The following is a 23,145-nucleotide window of genomic DNA, read 5'->3' as shown; positions in this document are numbered from 1 at the left end:
TTTGCAACGGAAAGGAGCGGCCTTTTTGAATTCATCTTTGCCTGCGGACGCGGCGGTCCGCTCCGTCAAGCCGAAGGCGCGGCAAGGGCGGGCAGCGAAGCAGAAAATATTGTTTTTGCTGATCGCCATAGCGCCTTCGTACGGAGGATATTTGCTGTTCACGCTGTACCCGAACCTGCTGTCGGTCTATTATTCCCTGTTGAGCTGGGACGGTATTTCCGCGCCGAAATTCGTCGGTCTCGATAATTACATCGCTTTGTTTCAGGATAAATACGTTTGGCGGGCTTTGCTGCACAATTTATTTTTCATGGCCATTGTCCCCATCTCGGTCATCTTTGTTTCGCTGCTGCTCGGTTATGTGCTCGCCAACAAAAGATACCGGGGCACGCCGTTTTTCAAGGTGTTGTTTTTCTTTCCGAACGTATTGTCCACCGTGGTCATCGCTTTGCTGTGGGCGTTCATTTATGACGGCTCGTTCGGCCTGTTGAACGGCTTGCTGCGGCTTGTCGGCATTCCGATCGGTACGTACTACTGGCTGGGCGAGAAAAAGACCGCCCTGGCCGCAATCGTCCCGCCTTACGTGTGGGGGGGCGTCGGGCTGTATGTCATCATCTTCATGAACGCGATGACGACGATCCCGAAGTCGTTGTACGAATCGGCGGTTCTGGAGGGAGCGGGGCATATGACGCGGCTGTTCCGGATTACGATGCCGCTTATTATGCCGCTTATCCGCGTCAGCGCGCTGTTCCTCGTTCTCGGCTCGCTGAAGGGCTTCGAGAAGCAGATGATTCTGACCAACGGCGGTCCGGCGGGTAGCACCGACGTCATCGGTCTGTACATATTCAATCTGGCGTTCGGGGCGGAATATCACAATTACGGGTACGCTTCGGCGATCGGCATGTTCCTGTTCGTTATTTTGGTAACCGCGAAATTACTGATGGACAAGTTTTTACCCGACCGGTCCGTCGAATATTGAGAGGATGACGCGCATTGAGTGAAAAACGTACGGCGGCCGATCTGGCGTGGTGGATCGTGCTGATCGCCTGGTCGCTCGCCATCCTGTTTCCGATCGTCTGGATTTTGTACGAGTCTTTGAAAACGAACCAGGAGTTTTTTCAGAACGTCTGGTCGTTTCCCGACACGCTGAAATGGGTCAATTACAAAAACGCCTGGCTGAAATACGGTATCGGCGACGCGATGCTGAACACACTGTACTATGTCGGCGCGAGCCTGCTTATCGGCACGTTTCTGACAACGTTGAACGCCTATGCCTTGACGAGAATGGAATTCAAGGGCCGGAAGCTGCTGTGGGGGACGATTATGCTTTCGCTGTTTTTGCCGGGCATCAACGCGCTTATTCCCCAATATGTGCTGATGCGCGAGCTGCATCTGACGAACAGTCTGACCGGTCTCGTCCTGCTGGACAGCTTGGGCGAAAACGTGTTTTTCCTGATGCTGCTGGGCGGCTTTATGAGGTCTTTGCCGAAGGAACTGGAGGAAAGCGCGTTTATGGACGGCGCGTCGCTGTTTCAAGTGTTCGCGCGCATCATGCTGCCGCTTTCCGTACCCGGCATCGTCACGGTGGCGATCTTCAAGTTTCTCGGCTTGTACAACAACTTCCTCGGGCCGTTCATTTATTTGAGCGATCAGTCGAAATATACGATCGGCGTAACGATGTACGCGGCGAACCAGATGATGCAATATTCGGCGGATTGGGTGACGATGTTCGCCGGAGTGACGATCGCGATGGTGCCTTCGATCTTGCTGTACATTTTGTTTCAGCGGAGCATCATGGAAGGGGCCACGCTCGGCGCGGTGAAAGGGTAGCTTGGCGGTAGTCGGCTGGTTCCGGCGCGGTTGTTCCGAAAGCCGGCCAGCGGACCGGGCAATCCAAGCAAAATAAGCGGAGAAGATTCCGCTCGGGCTGTCGACAAAGCGTCGGCAGCCTTTTTACGTCCCGATATGGTCAAACGGCGGCGCTAAGAACGTGCGGAATACGAAAAGACGGCGGTCCGCCTGAGGATTTTTGGCTGGCCGGCAAAATAATTCTTTACAAAAACCTTAGTTATCTTTATGATTAAATTAATTGAATGGAAGTCCGAAGCGGCACTGTTCTCGCTTCCGCAAGCGACAAGCGCGCCATGCCGCCAAATGCGCACAAGCAGGAGGGTCTTATGCTCTTAACATTCGAAAAGCTGTGGAAACGAATCGTACAACTGGAACAATACCGTTATATCGATTATCGCGAGCTGCCTTCCTACCGGTTCTGGATCGACCGGGATGCCGAGATCGGAGCGATGCCTCCCGAAGGAGCCGAGTGGGGGACGATCTCCGTCGGCGACCGGTGGAAGGGCTACGACCTGATCGCCTGGCTAAGCGCATACGCGGTTATTCCGCCGGAGTGGTCGGGCCGCAAAGTCGTCGGCTTGTTCGACTTCGGCAAAACCGGAGCAGGTCACAATTCCGGCTTCGAATCGCTGCTTTACGTAAACGGATCGCCTTATCAAGGCGTCGGCAGCAATCACAAGGAAGTATTTTTTCCCGAATCGTTCGTCGGCCAGCCTGTGGAGCTGCTCTTTAAAATATGGACGGGACTGAATGGGGAAAGCGGCGCGACAACCGAGCTGGAGCATCAAATCTCCATGTCGGGGCTGGCTCTGCTGGAAATCGAAACGGACGACTTGTACTATACGGCATTCGCGGTATGGCACACGATCAAGGTGCTCGGCGACAACGCCTGGGAGAAGCAAGCTCTTCTGAAAGCGCTTGATCGGGCGATTATGCTGCTCGACTGGCGGGTGCCGGGAGACGAAGCGTTTTATGCGAGCGTGCGCGAGGCGAACGCGAAGCTGAAGGCGGAGCTGGAAGCATTGCCGAAGTTCCAGCCGCTCACGGTGCGGTGCATCGGCCATACGCATATCGACGTGGCCTGGCTGTGGAGGCTCAAGCATACGCGGGAAAAGGCGGCCCGCTCGTTCTCGACCGTCCTTCGTCTGATGGAGCAGTTCCCGGATTACGTCTTCCTGCAGACGATGCCGCAATTGTATGAATATATCGAGCACGATTACCCGGACATCTTCGCCGGCATCAAGGAGCGCGTCCAAGAAGGGCGCTGGGAGGCCGGCGGCGCGATGTGGCTCGAATCCGATTGCAACATTCCGTCGGGCGAATCGCTCGTCCGCCAGCTGCTGTACGGCATGCGCTATTTCGAGAGCAAGTTCGGCGCCCCGTGCGAATATTTGTGGCTGCCTGACGTGTTCGGCTACAGTTGGGCGCTGCCGCAAATTTTGCAGAAGAGCGGCTTGCGGTATTTCATGACGACGAAAATCAGCTGGAACGTATACAACCGGTTCCCGCACGATACGTTTTACTGGCGCGGCATCGACGGCACCGAGATTATGACCCATTACATCACGACGCCCGATCCGGACCTGGCGGACAGTCCGTTCACCCGGTTCTATACGTACAACGGCCAAGTGGTGCCGGCGACGCTTGCGGGCATCTGGAACAATTACCGGGATAAAGAAATCAACGATTCCGAGCTGCTGCTTTCCTACGGCTGGGGCGACGGCGGCGGCGGCCCGACCCGGACGATGCTGGAGCTGCGCAGACGACTCGAGCATATGCCGGGACTGCCCAAGGCGACGACCGGCCGCGCCGACGAGTTTTTCCGCAAGCTGGAGCAGACGGTATCGAATACGGACCGCTACGTGCACCGTTGGGACGGCGAGCTGTACCTGGAGCTTCACCGGGGCACCTACACGTCGCAAGGCTACGTGAAGCGGATGAACCGGCGGATGGAATTTTTGCTGCGGGACGCGGAGATCGTCTCGATCTTCGGCAGCCCGCTGGCAGGCTACTCCTCCTATCCGGCGGAGAAGCTATACGACAGCTGGAAAATCGTGCTTCGCAACCAGTTCCATGACATTTTGCCCGGCTCCTCGATTACGGCCGTGTATGAGGATTGCCGCGTCGAATATGCGGAGGCGGAGCAGCTCGCGCAAACGGCGCTTGCAGGCAGCGCCGCCCGCTTCGTCTCGTACGTCGAAACGGACGGACGTCCGGGTTGGATCGTCTTCAACACGCTGCCGTGGGCGCGCAGCGAGCTCGTTCAGCTGCCGTGGGAAGACCGGTTCGCGGGCAAGCGGTTCGCGGATGCGGCGGGGAACGAACTGACGGCGGAGCGGATCAGCGGCCTGGAGGGCGGCGACGACCGGCTCCAGCTGTACGTGGCGGATATTCCGCCGATGGGCTATACGACGGTCTTCATGGAGGAAGCGCACGAACCGGCAGCCGCTGCCGGCGCCGTCATCGCCTTCGGGGGGCGGAGCGCCTCCACGCCGTTCTACGAGATCGAATGGAACGAAGCCGGTCAGCTGACGCGGATTTACGACAAGCGCACGAAGCGCGAGGTCATCGCCGAAGGCGAAACCGCCAACCGCTTCGATGTGCACGAGGACAAACCGGTCAACCACGATAACTGGGAAATCGATATTTTCTATTATGATAAAGTGCGGCACGTTACCGATATACGCTCGATCGAAGTGGTGGAGAACGGCCCGCTGCGCGCCGTCGTCCATTTTGCTTGGCAGTACGGCAAGACGACGATCCGTCAGGATATGATCCTGTACGTGAACGACCCGCGCATCGATTTCTCCACGTGGGTCGACTGGCAGGAGCGGGAGACGCTGCTCAAGGTCGCGTTCCCGGTAGGCGTGCGGGCAACGGCCGCCACGTACGAGATCCAGTTCGGCCACGTGCAGCGGCCGACTCACTGGAACACGAGCTGGGACTTCGCCCGCTTCGAGACGTGTGCGCATAAGTGGGTCGACTTGTCCGAGCGGGGCTTCGGCGTCAGCTTGATGAACGACTGCAAGTACGGGCACGACATCCGCGATAACGTCATGCGTATGACGCTGCTGAAATCGTCGAACAAGCCAGACCCGGAGTGCGACAAGGGCGAGCATGTGTTCACCTATGCGCTGCTGCCGCATGACGGTGACTGGTTCGCGGCCGGAACGGTCCAACAGGCGCACCGGCTCAATTCGCCGGTCATGCCGGCGTCCTTGCCGGAGGCAGGAGTCGGGGGAGCTGCCGCTCCGGCCGGCGGGGACCTTCCGGCCCGGCTCAGCCTGATCGGCATCGACAGCGATCACGTCATGATCGATACGGTGAAGAAAGCGGAAGATTCGGACGCCTGGATCGTGCGCTGCTACGAATACGCCGGTAAGCGCGGAGAAGCGGCCTTCCGGCTCCACTACGGCGTGACCGGGGTGGAGGAAGTGAACCTGGTCGAGCGCGAGCCGGTCGCGATGCCGCATGAGGACCACGGCTTCCGGGCGTTCTTCAAGCCTTTCGAATTGAAGACGTTCCGCATTACGCTCACTTAAACGAAGGCATTGCTCGGCTGCGGCAAACAAACCGGCTCCGCGGGGCTCTTCCGGCGACGGAGAGTCCCGGGTTTAACCGGAACTTTCATATACAGAGGTACGCATGCAAGAGTGGGAAGGGAGACTTCAAGTGATGGAAGAGGAAATTCTCGGTTTATCTTCCGTTCCACCATATAGCGGATTGACGCGGGAAAGAGTCGTTGACATCTTGAAGCGCATATCCACGCTGAAAGCGGGCGTCATCGGGGACGCGTGCCTCGACGTTTACTGGCACGTGGACATGACGATCAGCGAGCTGTCCCGCGAGACTCCGCATTACAATTTGCCGGTTATACGGGAGACGTTCGGGCCGGGGGCTGCGGGAAACGTGGCGAACAATTTTCGCGAGCTGGGCTGCTCGGAAGTAAGCATCTGCTCCATCGCCGGGGACGATTGGAGAGGAACGCTGCTGAAGGATTCGTTCCGCAAGCTCGGCATTAACGATTCGTATATGCTGGCCGAGAAAGGCCGGGTTACGCCGGCTTACTGCAAAACGATATTGCGCGGCTTGCAGGAGGCGGAGCAGGAGGCGCCGCGCATCGACTTCATCAATCTCGACGCGCCGTTCGAGGCGATGCAGCGCAAGCTGGTGGTAGAGCTGGACCGGATGGCGGAGAAAGTGGACGTTATCGGCGTGACGGATCAGCTGAAATCCGGAGTAATCGGCGGCCTGCTGCGTGAACGGCTCAAATATTGGGCTTCCCGGGGCAAGCGGATCATCATCGACAGCCGGGAAAATATCGGCAAATACAAGGGCGTTACCGTCAAGCCGAACGAAATCGAAGCGCTTCGCTGGTGTTACGGAAGCTTGAAGGTGCATCCGTCGTCGGAGAGCGAGATCATCAAAGCCGGCAAGCGGCTGGCCCGCGTGGCCGACGCGCCCTGCTGCGTGACGATGGGCGACAAAGGGGCGCTCTGGATCGAGGACGATCAGGTGACGTACGTGCCGACGGCGGCCGTCAAACCGCCCATCGATATCGTCGGAGCGGGCGATACGTTCACCGCAGCGCTGCTTTCCGCGCTCGGAGCCGGATGCCAAGGACCGGAAGCGACCGCTTTCGCCCATTTGGCCGCCGCGGTTTCCGTACGCAAATTGGGGGGCGTCGGGTCGGCGTCGCCGCAAGAAATTTTACAGCGGTTCGACGAAACCGCGAAGCTGCAACCAAACCACCAGGAACGGGAGATGAAATTGTGACGGGCAGAGAATCGACATTTCGGGGCGTGCATGCGCTGCTGTTGACCCCGTTTTTGCACAATAAAGAAATCGATTGGGACGCCTACGACCGTTATGTCGATTGGCAGCTGTCCAAACGGCCGAACGGCCTGTTCGCGGTATGCGGCAGCAGCGAAATGGATTTGCTCACGCTGCAGGAGCGGCTCGAGCTGGCCAAGCGCGCCGCGGCGAGAGCGGGCGGTACGCCCGTGCTCGCGACCGGAAACGTGCAGGGAGATCCGGCGGAGCACGAGGAGGAGCTGCGGCGGATGGCGGAGACGGGCGTATCCGGGATTGTGCTGATTCCGCCGGGCAGCATGGGCGAAGACCAGAGCCGTCTGGAGGACTACTTCGCCCGACTGGCCGGACTTTCGCCGCTGCCGGTGTTTCTGTACGAATGCCCTCTAGCCGCGCCAAGGCATATCGAGCCTTCCGTATACGGAAGGCTGGTTGCCAATCACGGCATTGCCGGCATCAAAGATACGACCTGTACGCCGGAAACCATTCACGCCAAAATTGTAAGCGCTCCCCAAAGCCTGGTATTCCAGGCGAATATGTCGTATTTGCGGGAATCGGTACGCGACGGAGCCCAAGGCATTATGGCGACGACGGGCTCGGCCGCGGTCGATGCGCTGCTCGAATACTGGCGTGCGGAGCAAGAGGGGGACGCGCTTGCCGCCGAAATGTGGCACGAGCTGCTCGTCTTTTTGGACGGCGTATTCGGCAGGGGCTACCCGGCAACGGCGAAACATTTGGTCGACCTCCGCGGCGTTCGGATGGAGACGGTCACGCGCAAAAGCAAAGGCATGAACGAGTCGGCGGCAAAAGGCGTGGAAGTCTGGTGGAGAGCTGCCGAGCGTATGCTGAAGCGCGGCTGAACGAAGCGCGCGCAAAAATTTACAAGGGTTTAACATGCATCTCCGCATCCGTTGAACTATAATTTTAATCATTAAGGAAACGTGCTGCTTGACGTTTTCGCCGATGGACGTTCGCGATTTTGCAGTGGCCGACGACTCGGGTCCATTTTACCGGTCTGCTTAGGGGGAATGTTTTTTGCTTAAGGTGTTGCGCAAATATACGGTTTCCATCCTGGTCGCCGTCGTGCTTCTGGCGGCGTTCATCGGGTGGAGCAAGTCCAGGGGATTCAGCGATACGGCGATGGCCGGTATCCCCGAGTACAGCGATGTGGATCAAAGCTCGATCTTGGGCGGGACCGGAGCCGGTTCCAAGCTGGAGCCCTCCTACACGGCTTACGCCAGTCAAGCGGGCAAGAACGGGGCTGCGGATACCAAGGGCATCCGCACCGTCATCCGCGGAGCGGATTACAAGGCGATCAGCCCGGCCGGAGCGGCCAAGCGCAGCGATCCCGAAGGACGGATCGGCGACGTGCTCGCCTTGGCGGACGAAGGAGGCTGGGTGGAGTACGAGGTGCAGATCGCCGAGGCCGGATTTTACCAGATGGGGATCACCTACTATGCACTCGAAGGCAAAGGCTCCTCGGTCCAGAGGAGCGTGCAAATCGACGGAAGCTTCCCGTTCTCCCAGACGAAACGGATCGTCTTCCCGAGAATGTGGAAGGAAGCCGCCGAGCCTTGGTTTGATAAGATGGGCAATGAATTCAATCCGAAGCAGGCGGAGGTGTCCGGCTGGCAGTACCGCGATTTCCGCGATCCGGAAGCGCGTGTAGCCGAGCCGTTCCGTTACTATTTGACGAAAGGCGCGCATACGGTGCGCATCGGCTACATTCGCGAGCCGGCGGCGATCGGCGAGTTGCGGGTATTCTCGCCCGTCGTCCTGCCGACTTACGAGGAAGTATCCGCAGTCTACAAGCAGAAGGGCTACCAGACGGCGTCCGATACGCTGATCAAGGTGCAGGCAGAAGCGGCCGCCCTCAAATCCGATCCGACCTTGCGCCGCGTGGACGACCGCGAGCCGGCCACCGAGCCGTTCGAGCGAAGCGTCATCCGGCTCAATACGATCGGCGGCGGTTCCTGGCGGGACGGCAGCCAATGGCTGGAATGGGAGGTCGAAGCGCCCGAGTCGGCGCTGTACAACCTCGGCTCCCGCTTTGCGGCAAAGTGGCTGAATCAGGTGCCGGTCCAGCGGACGCTGTATATCGACGGGGCGGTTCCGTTCCGGGAAATGAACAGCGTCGACTTTCCTTACGGAAGCTCCTGGCAGGTGCAGGGCTTCGGGGACAAGGAAACCCCTTACTTGTTTTACTTGGAGAAGGGCAAGCACCGGCTGCGCCTGGAAGTGCAAGTCGGCCAGCTCGGACCGGTGTTCGAGATCATGCAGGACGTGTCGACCAAAATGTCCTATTTGAACCGGGAAGTCATCCTGATCACCGGCACCAATCCCGATCCGAACCGCGAATGGGAGTTGGAGAAAAGCGTCCCGAACCTGGTGCCCCGGCTGCATCTGATGGCGCGGGACCTCGACCGGGCGATCCAGACCATGTACGGGCTCGGCGTCGAGAAGGGCAGCACGGAGCTTGCCTCCATCCTGATGGCGCGCGACCTGATGATCGATCTGGCTGCGAAGCCGGATACGATCCCGAAGCGGATCGACAGCTTCTCCACGACCCAGACGTCGCTCAGCTCCTGGATCACCTCGATGAACAAGCAGAAGCTGCAGCTCGATTATGTGGTGCTGAAATCGCCGGACCGCCAGTGGCCGGAAGCCGGCGCAGGCGCAATCAAGCAGTTCGCCCTCGGCGTGTACGACTTCTTCACCTCCTTTACGAAAGATTACCGGAAAATCGGATCGACGCGCGACGACAACGGCAATACGCTCAAAGTATGGGTCGCGCGCGGACGCGATTGGGTGCAGCTGATCAAGCAGATGGCCGACGACGATTTTACGGCCAAAACCGGCATTAACGTGGAAGTCAACATCATTCCGACCGGCTCGATGAACCTGTTCATGCTGGCCATGACATCGGGCAAAGCGCCCGACGTCGCGCTCGGCGTGGACGCCGGCATTCCGATCGATTTCGCTCTGCGCGACGGGCTGGTCGATCTGGGCAAGTTCGCCGATTACAAGGACGTCGCCGCGCGGTACCGGCCGGGCGCTCTCGTGCCGTACCGGTTCCAGAACGGCAACTATGCGCTGCCGGAAAATCAAAACTTTTACATGATGTTTTATCGCAAAGACATTATGGAGGAGCTCGGCATCACGAAGATTCCGGAAACGTGGCAGGAAGTCATGGACATCATCCCCAAGCTCCAGCAGAACGGCATGGATTTCTACTACCCGCACGATACAACGGGCGCGGCGGCCCAGTTCGCTCCGTTCCTGTTCCAGCTCGGGGGCGACTTCTACGGCACAGGCGGCAAAGCTTCCGCGCTCGACACGCCGCAGGCGCTGGCGGCGATGAAGATGTGGAGCGGGTTTTATACGAATTACAAGATCAGCAAGGAAGCCAGCTTCTACAACCGGTTCCGCACGGGAGAAATGCCGATCGGCGTGGCCGATTACCAGACGTACATGCAGCTTTCGACAGCGGCGCCCGAGCTGACCGGCTGGTGGGAAATGAGGCCGATTCCGGGCATTCGCCGCGCTGACGGCGTAATCGACCGTTCCATGGGCGGCGCCTCGCAGACCGGGGTCATGTTCAGCACGACGAAGAAGGAGCAGGAGTCCTGGGAGTTTCTGAAATGGTGGACCAGCGCCGCCGTGCAGGAGCGGTTCGGCAGCGAGCTGGAGGCCATTATGGGCACCGAGGCGCGGTGGAACACGGCCAATGTCGAGGCGCTGCGCAACCTGCCTTGGCCGCAAGCCGATATTAGCGCCATTTTGCGGCAGTGGGATTGGTTCAAGGAACGGGAGATCGTTCCCGGGGACTATTACACGACCCGGTACATCAACAACATCTGGAACGAAATCGTGCTGAACGGGAAAAACACCCGCGAAGCGCTGGAGGACGGCGTGAAGGAAATCAACAAAGAAATCCGCAAAAAACGCAAGGAATTCCAGCTGGACGAACCGCTGGAAGCGTCGGCGGCGAATGGGGGAGGCGACAGACGATGAACGATGCGACTTTAAACCCGCGTCCGGCGAAAGCAATCAAGGCGGATAAGCAGCCGGGCTTGTGGGCCCGTCTGCTGAAGCACCGCACCTCCATTCTGTTTCTCGCGCCGTTCTTCCTGCTGTTCCTGATCTTTACGGTCATTCCGGTCTTTACGGCGGCGGGCATGAGCCTTACGTATTACAACATCCTTGAGCCCCCCCGGTGGGTCGGGCTGGAAAATTACAAGCAGCTGTTTCTGGACGACGATATTTTCCTGAAAGCGATCGGCAATACGCTGACGTTCGCCGTATTTACCGGTCCGCTCGGCTACTGCATGTCGTTCATCCTGGCTTGGCTGATCAGCAACATTCCGCAAAAATACCGTTTTTTCTTTACGCTTTGCTTCTACACCCCGGCCATTACAAGCTCGGTCGCGATGTCCGTCGTCTGGCTGTATTTGTTCTCCGGCGACCGGTATGGCCTCGTCAACCATTGGCTGATGAAAATCGGCGCGCTTGACGAGCCGTGGCTGTGGCTGCAAGACGTCAGCACGATTATGCCGGTCATTATTCTCGTCGCCCTGTGGACCAGCATGGGAACCGGCTTTCTCGCTTTCTTGGCGGGCCTGACCAACGTTTCGCCGGAATTGTACGAGGCAGGCGTCATCGACGGCGTCCGCTACCGCTGGCAGGAGCTGTGGTACATCACGCTGCCCTCGGTCAAACCGCAGCTGCTGTTCGGCGCGGTGCTGACGATCGTATCGTCGCTGCAGGTGTACGACATCAGCATGACGCTGGCCGGTTTTCCGAGCACGCTGTACGCGGGCCATACGATTATGACCCATCTGTACGATTACGCCTTCGTCCGCTTCGAAATGGGATATGCGGCTGCGATCGCCGTCGTGCTGTTCCTGCTCATGGTCGGGCTGAACCGGCTCATCTTCAATATACTCGGGGAAAGGGATTGAGGCAGTGGTTAGTCGATCTTCGCTCATCAACGGGGGCCGGTTCGATTGGAGCGGGATGGTCCTGTATTTCCTGCTGACCGTCTTCGGTCTGCTCATGCTCGCCCCGCTAATCTATTTGGCGGCGACCGCCTTCAAGCCGGTATCGGAGCTGTTTCTGTTCCCGCCGAGATTTTTCGTTATCAACCCGACGCTGCAAAATTTCAAGGAACTGCTGTTCGCGGCGACGAGCTCGGTCGTGCCGTTTTCCCGGTATATTTTCAACAGCGTCGTCGTTTCGTTCCTGGTCGTCACGGTCGGGATCGTCATCAGCACGATGGCGGCTTATCCGCTCAGCAAGCACAAGGAGCTTCCGTTCCGCAAAGGATTGTTCAGCCTGATCGTGCTCGCGCTCATGTTTGCGCCGCAAGTAACGCAAATCCCGCAATATATCGTCATGTCGAAGCTGGGGCTCATGGATTCGTACTTTGCCCTCGTCCTGCCGATGCTCGCTTCGCCGATGGGGCTGTTCCTGATGAAGCAGTTTCTCGACCAGATCCCCGACGCGCTGCTGGAGGCGGCCCGGATGGACGGCGCAAGCGAATGGCGCACCTATACGACAATCGTCCTGCCCATGCTGCAGCCGGCGATCGCCACGCTGATGCTGCTGAACTTTATCGCCGCCTGGAACGATCCTTGGGCGTCTACCGTGTACACGACGACCGATCAGATGAAGACATTGCCGTTCGCCATCAATACGATCAGCGGGGGCTACGGCGTCGTCGCCCGTACCGGCGCGCTTGCGGCCGCCAGCTTTCTGATGATCGTGCCTACGTTGATCATGTTTATCATCACGCAGCGCCGGGTGCTCGAAACGATGGCCCATTCGGGAATCAAGGCTTAGGGGGAGTCCACTTGAGAGCTTACAAACGCCTCGCGCTGGCGCTCGCCGTCGTGCTGGCGACGCTGCCGGCGGGAGCGCCCTCCGCTCTGGCCGGCACGCCATACAGCGGGTATGCGTACAATCATAAATTCGAAGCGGTCTCCTCGCTGAACGGCTATGCGTACGCGGATTCGATCGACGGGTTCGACAATGCGGGAGGGCCGCTGAACAAGCCGCAGGATATGTTCGTGGCGGGCGACGATACGCTATATATCGCCGATACGGGCAACAACCGGATCGTGCGCCTCGATGCGGATAAGCGGCTGCTGGGCACGTACGGGGCCGCCGAAGGCAGCGGCAAGTTGAACGGACCCAAGGGCGTCTTCGCCGACGCGGACGGAACCGTGTATGTCGCCGATACGAAAAACAGCCGCATCGCGGTGTTCGAGAAAGACGGAACGTATCGCAAAGAATTCCGCAATCCGGAAAGCCCGCTGCTCGGCAAAGATTTTCTGTATTTGCCCTCGAAGGTCATCGTCGACAAGCGCGGCTACTTGTTTATCGTCTGCGACGGTTTGTACCAAGGGCTGCTGCAGCTCGATCCGGACGGGCAATTTGCCGGGTTTTTCGGCGCCAATCATGTGCCGTTCAGCGTCACCCGCATCCTGACCAACCTGATTGCCACCAAGGAGCAGAAGGCGCAGATCGCCGGCCAGAAGCCGCCGGAGTTTTCCAACCTGTTCCAGGATCAGGAAGGCTTCATCTATACGACGACGCTCGGCATCGAGTCGCTGCAGATCAAGCGGTTGAGCGCGGTCGGGGTCGATACGCTGAACGGGCAGCAATCGGCGCTCGGCCGGTACGGCGATTACCGGATGAGGGTAGTGAACGAGAAGCGCAAGGTGAATTCGTTCGTTGACGTGTCGGTAAGCGGCCAAGGGTTTATTACGGCGCTCGACCTGATTTCGGGAAGGGCGTTTCAATACGACAGCCTCGGCAACCTGCTGTTTCAGTTCGGCGGCATCGGCGTACAGAACGGGCTGTTTATTACTCCGTCGAGCATCGCGCAAACGTCGGACGGCACGATCTACATCGCCGACGAATCGAGGAATCGGATCGACCGGTTCAAGATTACCGCCTTCGGGGAACTGGTGCACAAGGCGTCCGTGCTGTATTCCGACGGCCGGTACGAGGAAGCCCAGCAGCCCTGGGCGGAAGTGGCGAAGCTCAACAGCAATTACAACCTGGCGTACGTGGCTATCGGCAAAGCGCTCTATAAGCAGGAGAAATACAAGGAGGCGCTTGTGTATTTCAAGCAAGCGCGGGCGTATACCGAATATTCGAACGCATTTCTGGAGCAGCGGAAGCTGTTTCTGCGCGAGCATTTCGCCGAATCGGCGGGCATCCTGATCGCGGCGTTCGTCCTGCTGAGGGTTCTGCTCGGATGGAGGCGCCGCAAACGGAAGGAAGCGCTGCGAAGATCGCTGGCGGCGGAAGGGGGAGGTGCCGCATGATCACATGGAAATTGGCGGGCCAGGTATTGGCGCATCCGATCGATTTTTTTAACGATCTGCAGGAGCCCGGCAAAGCCCGGTACCGCGATGCGGCCATCCTGATCGTGCTGGCGATGGCGGTGCGGATCTTGTCGCTGTCGTTGTCCGGCTTCCTGTTCCAGCGCCGGGAGGCGTTCGAGATTTCGTTCGTGACGGAAGCGGTCACGATCCTCATTTTATGGATAACCTGGTCGGTCGCCAACTGGGGGATCAGCACGATTCAGGAGGGCGAAGGAAAGTTCAAGGAAATTTTGGTCGGCAGCGCGTTTGCGCTCACCCCTTATGTGCTGTTGACCTTGCCGATTTCGCTGCTGTCGAACGTGCTCTCCATGAAGGAATGGTCCGTTTACGCGTTCCTTACCTCCTTCGTCTTTCTGTGGGTGGGGTTTCTGCTCATCATGAAGGTGAAAATTTTGCACGATTTCAATTTGTACAAATTACTGTTCATTTTGCTGCTGACGATCATCGGCATGCTGATCATCTGGTTCGTTCTTATTCTGTTTTACGGACTCGTCAACCAAGCTTTCCATTTCGTGATCGGCCTTGTTACGGAAATCCGCTTCCGCTTGTAGAAGGAGGGAACGCATGAACAAACGCGGCATTATCAAATTATCCATCGCAGTCATCGGTACGGCGGCTATCGCAGCGGCCCTCCTTCTGAACGGAACGGGAGGCGGTGAGGCGAAGACCGCCGGGACGGGAGCAAGCTGCGCCGAGAATGATGACAAGGCGCCTCTGAAGATCGCCGCGCTCGCCGGCTCTCCCGCGGACAACGTCCAGCAGGTGGCGCAGAACGGCAAGCTTCGTCTCCTGTACGACAGCTCGAAAGGGCTCGTGCATCTCGAGGACATGGCGACCGGCGCCAAATGGTACAGCTTTCCGCAAAACCGCACCGGTATCTCGGACAGTCAGTCGGCGACGGTGCAAAACCCGATGGTGATTCGCTATACCCAAGGAGCCAAGCCGACGCAGACGTTTCCCGGCAAGGAAGCGGGCACCGCGACACCGGTTTTGATCGACGGAGGCGTTAAGGTCGATTACGCGCTGACGTCGATCGGTCTGCACTTTACGATGGAATACCGGCTGGCGGACGACGGGCTGGACGTGAAAGTGCCGTACGACTCGATCCGCGAAGCGCCCGGCTGCCGTCTGGTGAGCCTGGAGCCGGTCCCGTACTTTGAAGCGGGCAATGCCGTCGAGAACGGCTACGTCTTCGTGCCGGACGGGTCGGGAGCGATTATCCGCTTCAAGGAGAAGCATCTGGAATATTTCGACCGGTATTACCAGAGCGTCTACGGCGGAGATTACGCCTTCAACACGAAGACGAAAGAAACCGTCCTGAAAAATGCGAAGGAAGATATTTTCCCTTCTCCCCGGGAAACGATCGCGATGCCGGTATTCGGCATCCATCGCGGCGCACAGGGCTTCGCCGCCATCGTCACGCAGGGCGACCACGACGCGAAGATTATCGCCTCGCCGTCGGGCTACCAGAACGTGAATCTGTACCGCTCCTCGGTCGAATTTACGTACCGCAACGACGACATCATCTTCATCGGCGATTCCGGGGAAATCCCGATGTACCAGGGCGGCATGATCGCAGGGGACCGGGCGGTCCGCTACGTGCCGCTGCAAGGCGAGAACAGCGGGTATGTCGGGATGGCCCAAGCTTACCGGAACTACTTGACCGGCGAGCGCGGCGTGAAGCCGGTCGCTTCGAACGGCCCATCGCTGCAGCTGCAGCTGATCGGGGGCGTCGTGAGAGACGAAATTATCGGCAGCACCTATATGGCGATGACGACGTTCGAGCAGGCCAAGGAGATTCTGGAGAGCTTATCGGCCAAAGGCGTCGATTCGATTGAGCTTACACTCGAGGGGTGGTCCGACGGCGGGGCGTTCGGCAGGCAGCCGCAGCATTTTCCGGTAGCCGGCAAGCTCGGCGGGACGACAGGCCTCGAGGAGTTGGCGAAATACGCCGAGTCCAAAGGAATTCGGCTATATCTCGATGCGAATTATGTGAAGCCTTACGCGAACAGCGGCGCTTTCAAGGAATCGAAGGACGTCATCCGCAACTTGAACCGCGAGCCCATGCTCGTTCGGGAGCCCAACCTGGCCACGCTGCAGCAGCAAAAAGGGATGAAGCATTACTTGCTCAAGCCGCTCACCGCGCTGGCCAAATTGAACGGCGAGCTGGACCGGTACGCCGGTCTTTCCATCAGCGGGCTGCGCTTGGATCATATGGGCGACATGCTTTATTCGGATCAGAACGTGTCGGCTCCGTTCAGCCGCAAGCAGACGATGGAAAGCTGGACCTCCGCGCTCGATTCGGTGCGTCGGCAGGTCGGCGCCGCGGCCGTCGGCTACGGCTTCGCCTACACGATCGGGCATATCGACCGGATCGACGACGCTCCGCTCGATTCGAGCCATTTCATCTTCGAGGATGAAACGGTGCCGTTTTACCAAGCGGTCGTACACGGGCTTATCCCGTATTCCGGAGCGGCGAGCAACGTCCGCGACGACGGACGCAGCGAGTTTCTGCGGATGATCGAATACGGAGCGATGCCGAAATACCGGTTGTCGTATGCGAATTCCTCCGAGCTGAAGCGCACTCCGCTGGACGATCTGGTCAGCTCCGATTACCGCGACTGGATCGGGCCGGCGGCAGACGAATACCGCCGCGCGGCCGAAGCGCTGAAGCAGGTGGCGGGCCAGCCGATCGTGGCGCACGAGCGGATCGACAAAGAGTTGTACCGGACGCGATACGCCGGCGGCACCGACATCTACGTCAATTACGGCAGCGCAGCCAAAACGGCGGACCAAGTAAGAATCGAACCGGGCAGCTTCGCAGTCCGGAAGGGAGGGAACGCCAAATGAAAAGAAAGCTCCGCCTGACGCTGCGCGGCCGCCATATCATGGAAGGTTATTCGTTCGTCGCGCTCTGGACGTTCGGCTTTCTCGTCTTCATGGCCGTTCCGCTCGTCCGCTCGCTGCTGTACTCGTTCCAGGATCTCAAGGTGAATTCCGGACGCCTGCAGGCAACCTGGATCGGCTTGCAAAATTACCGTCAGGCGTTCACCGTCGATGTGGAATTCATGCCGATCCTGACGAGCACGATGCTGCAGACGGTGTTCACCGTGCCGCTCATTTTGATCTTCGCGATGTTTAGCGCGATATTGCTGAACAGGCCGATGAAAGGCCGGATTTTCTTCCGCGGCGTCTTCTTCCTCCCCGTTATTATCGCGGCGGGGGAAACGCTGCAGAAGCTGACGGCGCAAGGGGCGGCCACGCTGCCGATCTTCCAGCAGTACGATCTGAAAAGCGTGCTTCAGGACTACATTCCGCTGGAGTTGCTCGCCCCGCTGCTCGCCATGATGGATTCGCTCACGCTCGTCATGTGGGGCGCGGGGGTGCCGATCCTGATTCTGCTCGCCGGCTTGCAGACGATATCGCCTTCGCTCTACGAGGCGGCGAAGTGCGACGGGGCGACGCCATGGGAAAACTTCTGGAAAATCACGTTTCCGATGATTATGCCGATGCTGCTCGTCAGCACGCTGTTCTGCATCGTCGACTCGTTCACATCCGTCATGAACAAGATGATGAAATTTATTTATACGCTAGTCTTCAACAAATTCAATTACGGTTACGCTTCGGCCATCGGCTGGATCTATTTCGTCTTCATCTTTCTCGTCATCGGCGTCGTCTTCTTCTTGTTTCGCAATACGACCGCCATGGCCCGGGACAGGAGGTAACGTTTCATGAAGGAACATCATCTGACGCTTCGTTACAAACGCAGCCCGTCCCGCCTTCCGCAGTCCGCTTCGGGTTTCATGAGGTCGACTTTTGTCCGGAAACTGAAGGTCGCCGCAGGGGAACTGCTTCACTACGTCACGATCTTAAGCCTGTCGTTCGTCTTCCTGTATCCGATGCTGTACATGGTCAGCCGTTCGTTCATGACCGGACAGGACGTGGCCGACGCACTCGTGCAATGGATTCCGAAATCGCTAAGCTTCGAGAACTTCGCGTATGCTTTCACGAATCTGAATTACATGAGACATTTCACGAACAGCGTCATCATTTCGCTGGGCGGCGCTATGCTCCAACTGGTCGGATGCGCCATCGCCGGCTACGGCTTCGCCCGGTTCCGCTTTCCCGGCTATACGCTGCTGATGGTCATGCTGCTGTTCACCTTTCTGGTGCCGCCGCAATCGATCGTGGTGCCGCTGTTTCTGCTGTTCAGCGATTTGAAGATGACGAATACGTACTTGCCGATGCTGCTGCCGAACTTGTTCGGCCACGGGCTGCGCGGATCGCTGTTCGTGCTCGTCTACATGCAGTTTTTCCGCGGATTGCCGCACCAGATGGAAGAAGCGGCGAAGATAGACGGAGCGGGGCCGGTGCGGACTTTCGTTTCAATTATGGTGCCGATGGCCAAACCGGCGATTCTGGTCGTGTTCCTGTTCTCGATCGTGTGGAATTGGAACGATTCTTTCTTCCCCAACTTGTATCTGAACAAGGGCGACAGCTACACGCTGAATCAAAAGCTCGGGATGATGGTCGTTACGAAAGAAAACGACAATACCGGCATTACCGCGCCCGGGGATGCGATCGGGCAGCTACCGACCAACTTCGAGAAGCTGATGGCCGGATCGTTCCTCGCGATCTTGCCGATTTTACTGCTGTACTTGTTTACCCAGCGTTATTTCGTCGAGAGCGTCGAGCGAACGGGGATCGCCGGAGAGTAACCGGATCATGGAAAGGGGGGATGCCGCTGTCCGCCGGACCGTCTGGCGCGGACGATGGGGCCAATCTCGTGTCAATCCGACCAATCGGCAAAAAGGGTCTGAACAGGCAAGCAAAACGATAAACCATTGCGGGGAGAGAAGAAACATGAAGAAAATGTCATTCTCGTTGGCAGCCATGACCGTCGTACTCGGTCTCGCGCTCGGCGGATGTAGCGGCAGCGGCGGAAGCGCCGGCTCGGAAAACGGAGGCAAGGATGCGCCTTCGACTCCGGGCTCGGCCGCCGCCAAAAAACCGGAAGACTTCAAAGGCGAGATTACCGTCTGGAAAGGCTACAACGACGTATCCCAGCTATTTATGAAAAAATACCCGAACGTCAAGGTCAACATGGATACGCCGGAAAAGCCGGAGGACAAATTCACGACCGCTCTCGCTACCGGCACCGGAGCGCCGGATGTTATCGACTTGTCCCAGGCGCATTTTCACAAATTCAAAGCGATGGAAGGTCTCGAAAACTTGCTCGCCGCCCCTTACAATGCGGGAGATTTAAAGAAAGACTTCCTTCCGCTCGCCTGGGAAATGTCGACGACGCTGGACGGCAAAAGGCTGTACGGCCTGCCTTGGCGTATAACCCCGGAGGTCATGTTTTACCGCGCCGACATATTTGAAGAAAACGGCTTTCCATCCGACCCGGCCGAAGTAAGCAAGCTCATCGCCGATCCGAACAAGTTTTTCGATATGGCTCAGAAGCTGCGGGCCAAAGGCCATTATTTCTTCCGCATGATCGAGGAAGTGACCGATATGGCTTCACCCGGCGTGGGCTACTACGATAACAATCTCAACTACTTGCGCAATACGGACGTGTTCGCGAATGCGATCGACTACGCGAAGCGCGCCACCCAGCTCGATCTTGTCTTCCCCGGCTCCAAGGAGGAGCAGGACCGCGCGCTCAACAGCGGCAAGCTCATCACGTATTACGGTGGCATTTACCGTCTGAGCACGTTCCAGATCGACGAGAAAGGCAACAAAGGCTCCCTCTCGGAAAATCAGGGCAAATGGCGCGTCGCTTCTCTGCCGTTCGGCCAGACGCCGGGGCTCGGCTACGGCATGTACGTCATTCCGTCGCAAAGCAAGAACAAAGAGCTGGCGTGGGAATATATCAAGTTTGCGATCACGAATCCGGAAGCCCAAGAAATTTTCCTGAAAACCGCCGACTTGAGCCCTTACAAACCGGTCCGGGATTTGAAGACGGTCAAGGAAAAAGCGGAGCCGGCGATGGGCGGTCAGAAGGTGCTGCAATTCGGCTTCAGCCTGATGGACAAAATGTTGTACCAGAGCGGCAATCCGCTCGACGAGAAAGCGTCGGGCATCTGGAAAACGAAGCTGTCGGAAGGTCTGACGAAAAACCAGGATTCCCGAGCCGTGCTCAAGACGATTATGGACGAGACGGAAAAGGCGGTATCGGTGGAAAAAGAAGCGCTGAAGAAAACGTTGGGCAAGTAAGAAGCAAAGGCCGCCCTTTCGGGGGCTTGCGCCGGTGCAGAGGAAAACGGGACTGCAGATTTTCGGCTAACCAAGAAAAGTGAAGGAGCTTGATCATGATCAAAATGCATTCACTCTCCTGGATAACCGCGACGGGCTTGCTCGCCTCCGTCCTAAGCGGCTGCGGCGAATCGGGCGTCAAGCCCGAAGCCGATGGGAAAGAACCGGCCAAACCGGGGGCCGCTGCCGTGACGGCAACGAAAAATCCGGAAGATTTCAAAGGCGAGATTACGGTCTGGAGAGGCTACAAGGAAGTCGACGAGCTGTTCATGAAAAAATACCCGAACGTGAAAGTGAACAACACGACCCCTTCGGACGCCGAAGACAAATTCGTTACCGCCCTGGCGGCCGGAACCGGAGCTCCCGACGTCGTGCATCTTCACGAGGCGCATTACTGGAAAGTGAAGGCGACTGACGGTCTGGAAAATCTGCTGGACGCCCCCTACAACGCCGGACTGCTGCAAAACGATTTTCTGAAGGCGGCCTGGGACATGTCTTTGTCGCTGGACGGCAAGCGGCTGTATGGCTTGCCGTTTCAGCTGACGCCCTACGTGATGTTTTACCGGGCGGATATTTTCGAGGAGAACGGGTTTCCGACCGACCCCGCCGAGGTTGGCAAGTTGGTCGCCGATCCCGACCGATTTTTTGAAATGGCCCAGAAGCTGCGCAGCCGCGGGCATTACTTCTTCCGCAAAACGGCCGAGGTGACCGATATCGCCTCGCCGAATCTCGGTTATTTCGACAAGGAACTGAACTTCTCGCGGAATACGGACGCTTTCGCCAAGGCGATCGATTACGCCAAGCGCGCCGCCCAGCTCGATCTGATCTACGAGAAGAGCAAGGAAGAGACGGACCGAGCCGTCAATAACGGCGGACTCGTCACCTATTTCGGAGGCACTTCCCGGATCAGCAGCTTCCTGCCGGGAGGAACGCTGTCGCAAAATCAGGGCAAGTGGCGCGTGACGACGCTGCCGTTCGGCCAAGCGCCGGGTCTGGTGTACGGCACGTTCATCATCCCGTCGCAGAGCAAGAACAAGGACATCGCCTGGGAGTATATCAAGTTTGCGACGATGTCTCCGGAAGCGCAGAAAGTGTATATGAACTATGCGGAGCTGTCGCCTTACCTTCCGCACCGGAACCTGCCTGCGGTCAAAGACTACGGGGAGCCGGCAATCGGCGGGCAGAAGCTGCTGCAGCTCGGCTTTTCGATTCAAGACCGGATTCCGTATCAGTCGAATATCCCGCTGGATGCGAAGGCGAAGGAAATCTGGAGCAAGAAGCTTGCCGAAGCGCTCACCAAAAATCAGGACTCCCGCGCCGTGCTCAAGGACATGGCGGACGAGACGGAGAAGGCGGTAGCCCCGGACAAGGAAAAGCTGAAGAAGGCGATCGGCAAATAGAACGGGAGAGGAGCGGGTCTACTTGGCCAAACGGATTCACCATTACCAAGAGCGGGCGGATCGCTTGGAGCTCATCGATCGCCGACGCGAGGAAGCGGTGAAGCGGTAATGGAGCTGTTCATCATCCGCCACGGGCAGTCGGTCGGCAACACCGTCAAGGAGGATATGCCGGATTGCGAGCTGACCGCGCTGGGCCGCAGCCAGGCCGAATACGTCGCCCGATGCATGGAGGGAGCCGGGTTGACGCATATCGTGTCCAGCCCGCTTATCCGGGCGATCGAGACGGCCCGGCCGTTGGCGCGGCAGACCGGATTGCCGGTCCGCGTCTGGATGGAGGCGCACGAGGTGCGCGATCGCGGGCCGCACCGCGGACTGACCCGCGAAGCTTTGGAGCGGAACTTCGCCGGCATCCGGCTCGAGGACGACATGGAGCCGGAGGGCTGGCTGTACGCAGGCGACGAAACGCCGGAGACCGGGCATGCCCGGGCGCTGCGCGTGCTGGAGCGGCTGCGCCGCGAATTTCCCGGCGGCGAGCGCGTGGCGCTGTTCGCCCACGGCGGCTTCAACACGTGCCTGCTGCGCGCCGCGATCGGTCTGGATCACCGCAGCCCGGTCCGTTTCTCGGAAGTAAACGGCAGCATCTATTGGGTCAAGTTCGGGGAAGAGAAGACCGTCGTGGAGTATGCCGGAGCTCCGCGCCCGCTGTTCGGGTAGAAGCCGCATCGTCCCGTTGAACCGCGGCTTCCCTATGCTTTCCCGTTACGGGAAGCTGCGGTATTTCCATCTTATGAAGGAGGCTGTCATGGATTTATTCATCATTCGCCATGGGCAATCGATCGGCAATACGGTATCGTACGATATGGCCGACGGAGAATTGACCGAGCTCGGGCGCAGTCAGGCGGAGCAAGTGCTGGAAGGGATGAAGGGAGCGAACGTGACGCATATCGTCTCCAGTCCGCTTATGCGGGCGATCGAGACGGCACAGCCGCTCGCACGCGCGACCGGCCTGCCGATCCGCGTCTGGGTCGAAACGTTCGAGGTGCGCAATAAAGGCGCTTATCGCGGTCCTTCCGTCGAAGCGATGACGCTTACGTATCCGGAGATCCGCTTCGAGGACGAGGTGGAGGCGGAAGGCTGGTACTGCTCGGGGGACGAGGATGAGGAGAAGGCGCACGGCCGCGCGCAGCGCACGATCGAACGGCTGCGCCGGGAATTCCCGGGCGACGAGCGCGTGGCGCTGTTCTCGCACAGCGGCTTTAACCGCCGGCTGCTGCTGGCGGCGCTCGGTCTGGATCACCGGAGCGGCGTGCGGTTTTTGCAGAGCAACGGCACGATGTTTTGGCTCCGTTTCGGCGAAGAGGGCGTCGATGTGCGCTACATCGGCGATTTTCGGCCCATTTTCTAAAGCGGACATCGATCGTGGCCAGAGGGAG

At 58.7% G+C, this 23,145-nt stretch carries 17 protein-coding genes; all 17 read left to right on the top strand.

The genetic code is table 11. The features are described from left to right. The first annotated feature begins 25 nt into the window (after positions 1–25). The 17 genes from ABD796_RS01165 to ABD796_RS01085 all read left to right on the top strand — a co-directional run bounded on the left by ABD796_RS01165 (position 26) and on the right by ABD796_RS01085 (position 23,117). A complete protein-coding gene (locus ABD796_RS01165) occupies positions 26–976 on the top strand; it encodes a carbohydrate ABC transporter permease (protein WP_344901576.1) in 951 nt (316 codons plus the stop codon). 14 nt (positions 977–990) lie between these two features. Next, positions 991–1,827 carry a carbohydrate ABC transporter permease gene (locus ABD796_RS01160; protein WP_344901573.1) on the top strand — a complete coding sequence of 279 codons (837 nt, stop codon included), beginning with the start codon at positions 991–993 and terminating at the stop codon, positions 1,825–1,827. Positions 1,828–2,174: 347 nt separating this feature from the next. Then, complete coding sequence (locus tag ABD796_RS01155) at positions 2,175–5,390, top strand: alpha-mannosidase (protein WP_344901570.1); 3,216 nt, start codon at positions 2,175–2,177, stop codon at positions 5,388–5,390. Between the two features lie 133 nt (positions 5,391–5,523). Further along, complete coding sequence (locus tag ABD796_RS01150) at positions 5,524–6,624, top strand: bifunctional heptose 7-phosphate kinase/heptose 1-phosphate adenyltransferase (protein WP_344901567.1); 1,101 nt, start codon at positions 5,524–5,526, stop codon at positions 6,622–6,624. Beyond that, entirely contained in the window at positions 6,621–7,520 is a 900-nt protein-coding gene (locus ABD796_RS01145) for a dihydrodipicolinate synthase family protein (protein WP_344901564.1), read from the top strand. Before ABD796_RS01150 ends, ABD796_RS01145 begins: the two co-directional genes overlap by 4 nt. Positions 7,521–7,704: 184 nt before the next feature. Further along, the gene (locus ABD796_RS01140; RefSeq protein WP_344904124.1) at positions 7,705–10,674 is read left to right on the top strand and encodes an extracellular solute-binding protein; all 2,970 of its coding nucleotides are present in this window, start codon (positions 7,705–7,707) and stop codon (positions 10,672–10,674) included. Then, a complete protein-coding gene (locus tag ABD796_RS01135) occupies positions 10,671–11,621 on the top strand; it encodes a carbohydrate ABC transporter permease (RefSeq protein ID WP_344901561.1) in 951 nt (316 codons plus the stop codon). The genes ABD796_RS01140 and ABD796_RS01135 overlap by 4 nt, the downstream gene beginning before the upstream one ends. Before the next feature lie 4 nt (positions 11,622–11,625). Beyond that, the gene (locus ABD796_RS01130; RefSeq protein ID WP_344901558.1) at positions 11,626–12,501 is read left to right on the top strand and encodes a carbohydrate ABC transporter permease; all 876 of its coding nucleotides are present in this window, start codon (positions 11,626–11,628) and stop codon (positions 12,499–12,501) included. 11 nt (positions 12,502–12,512) lie between these two features. Then, a complete protein-coding gene (locus ABD796_RS01125; protein ID WP_344901554.1) occupies positions 12,513–13,994 on the top strand; it encodes a hypothetical protein in 1,482 nt (493 codons plus the stop codon). After that, positions 13,991–14,605, top strand: a complete 615-nt coding sequence (locus tag ABD796_RS01120; protein WP_344901551.1) for a YIP1 family protein — start codon at positions 13,991–13,993, stop codon at positions 14,603–14,605. Before ABD796_RS01125 ends, ABD796_RS01120 begins: the two co-directional genes overlap by 4 nt. Positions 14,606–14,618: 13 nt before the next feature. Further along, a complete protein-coding gene (locus ABD796_RS01115) occupies positions 14,619–16,904 on the top strand; it encodes a DUF5696 domain-containing protein (protein ID WP_344901548.1) in 2,286 nt (761 codons plus the stop codon). Beyond that, positions 16,901–17,779, top strand: a complete 879-nt coding sequence (locus ABD796_RS01110) for a carbohydrate ABC transporter permease (protein WP_344901545.1) — start codon at positions 16,901–16,903, stop codon at positions 17,777–17,779. The genes ABD796_RS01115 and ABD796_RS01110 overlap by 4 nt, the downstream gene beginning before the upstream one ends. A gap of 6 nt (positions 17,780–17,785) precedes the next feature. Beyond that, the gene (locus ABD796_RS01105; protein WP_344901542.1) at positions 17,786–18,772 is read left to right on the top strand and encodes a carbohydrate ABC transporter permease; all 987 of its coding nucleotides are present in this window, start codon (positions 17,786–17,788) and stop codon (positions 18,770–18,772) included. Positions 18,773–18,917: 145 nt separating this feature from the next. After that, positions 18,918–20,273 carry an ABC transporter substrate-binding protein gene (locus ABD796_RS01100; RefSeq protein ID WP_344901539.1) on the top strand — a complete coding sequence of 452 codons (1,356 nt, stop codon included), beginning with the start codon at positions 18,918–18,920 and terminating at the stop codon, positions 20,271–20,273. 95 nt (positions 20,274–20,368) lie between these two features. Beyond that, positions 20,369–21,712: an ABC transporter substrate-binding protein gene (locus tag ABD796_RS01095; protein ID WP_344901536.1), complete on the top strand. Its 1,344-nt coding sequence runs from the start codon at positions 20,369–20,371 to the stop codon at positions 21,710–21,712. A 108-nt stretch (positions 21,713–21,820) separates the two neighbouring features. Further along, entirely contained in the window at positions 21,821–22,426 is a 606-nt protein-coding gene (locus tag ABD796_RS01090; RefSeq protein WP_344901533.1) for a histidine phosphatase family protein, read from the top strand. 88 nt (positions 22,427–22,514) lie between these two features. Next, positions 22,515–23,117, top strand: a complete 603-nt coding sequence (locus ABD796_RS01085; RefSeq protein WP_344901530.1) for a histidine phosphatase family protein — start codon at positions 22,515–22,517, stop codon at positions 23,115–23,117. Positions 23,118–23,145: the final 28 nt, after the last annotated feature.

The organism is Paenibacillus hodogayensis (assembly GCF_039536325.1).
Taxonomy (GTDB): Bacteria; Bacillota; Bacilli; order Paenibacillales; family NBRC-103111; genus Paenibacillus_AB; species Paenibacillus_AB hodogayensis.
The sequence above is the reverse complement of the archived record's forward strand: the minus strand, read 5'-3'. Positions and strand labels throughout refer to the sequence as shown.

Bases quoted from the DNA above. Each gene is read 5' to 3' on its own strand.
- ABD796_RS01155 (WP_344901570.1), top strand. From the start codon at position 2,175: ATGCTCTTAACATTCGAAAAGCTGTGGAAACGAATCGTACAACTGGAA.
- ABD796_RS01095 (WP_344901536.1), top strand. From the start codon at position 20,369: ATGATCAAAATGCATTCACTCTCCTGGATAACCGCGACGGGCTTGCTC.
- ABD796_RS01085 (WP_344901530.1), top strand. From the start codon at position 22,515: ATGGATTTATTCATCATTCGCCATGGGCAATCGATCGGCAATACGGTA.
- ABD796_RS01120 (WP_344901551.1), top strand. From the start codon at position 13,991: ATGATCACATGGAAATTGGCGGGCCAGGTATTGGCGCATCCGATCGAT.
- ABD796_RS01110 (WP_344901545.1), top strand. From the start codon at position 16,901: ATGAAAAGAAAGCTCCGCCTGACGCTGCGCGGCCGCCATATCATGGAA.
- ABD796_RS01100 (WP_344901539.1), top strand. From the start codon at position 18,918: ATGAAGAAAATGTCATTCTCGTTGGCAGCCATGACCGTCGTACTCGGT.
- ABD796_RS01135 (WP_344901561.1), top strand. From the start codon at position 10,671: ATGAACGATGCGACTTTAAACCCGCGTCCGGCGAAAGCAATCAAGGCG.
- ABD796_RS01090 (WP_344901533.1), top strand. From the start codon at position 21,821: ATGGAGCTGTTCATCATCCGCCACGGGCAGTCGGTCGGCAACACCGTC.
- ABD796_RS01150 (WP_344901567.1), top strand. From the start codon at position 5,524: ATGGAAGAGGAAATTCTCGGTTTATCTTCCGTTCCACCATATAGCGGA.
- ABD796_RS01115 (WP_344901548.1), top strand. From the start codon at position 14,619: ATGAACAAACGCGGCATTATCAAATTATCCATCGCAGTCATCGGTACG.
- ABD796_RS01105 (WP_344901542.1), top strand. From the start codon at position 17,786: ATGAAGGAACATCATCTGACGCTTCGTTACAAACGCAGCCCGTCCCGC.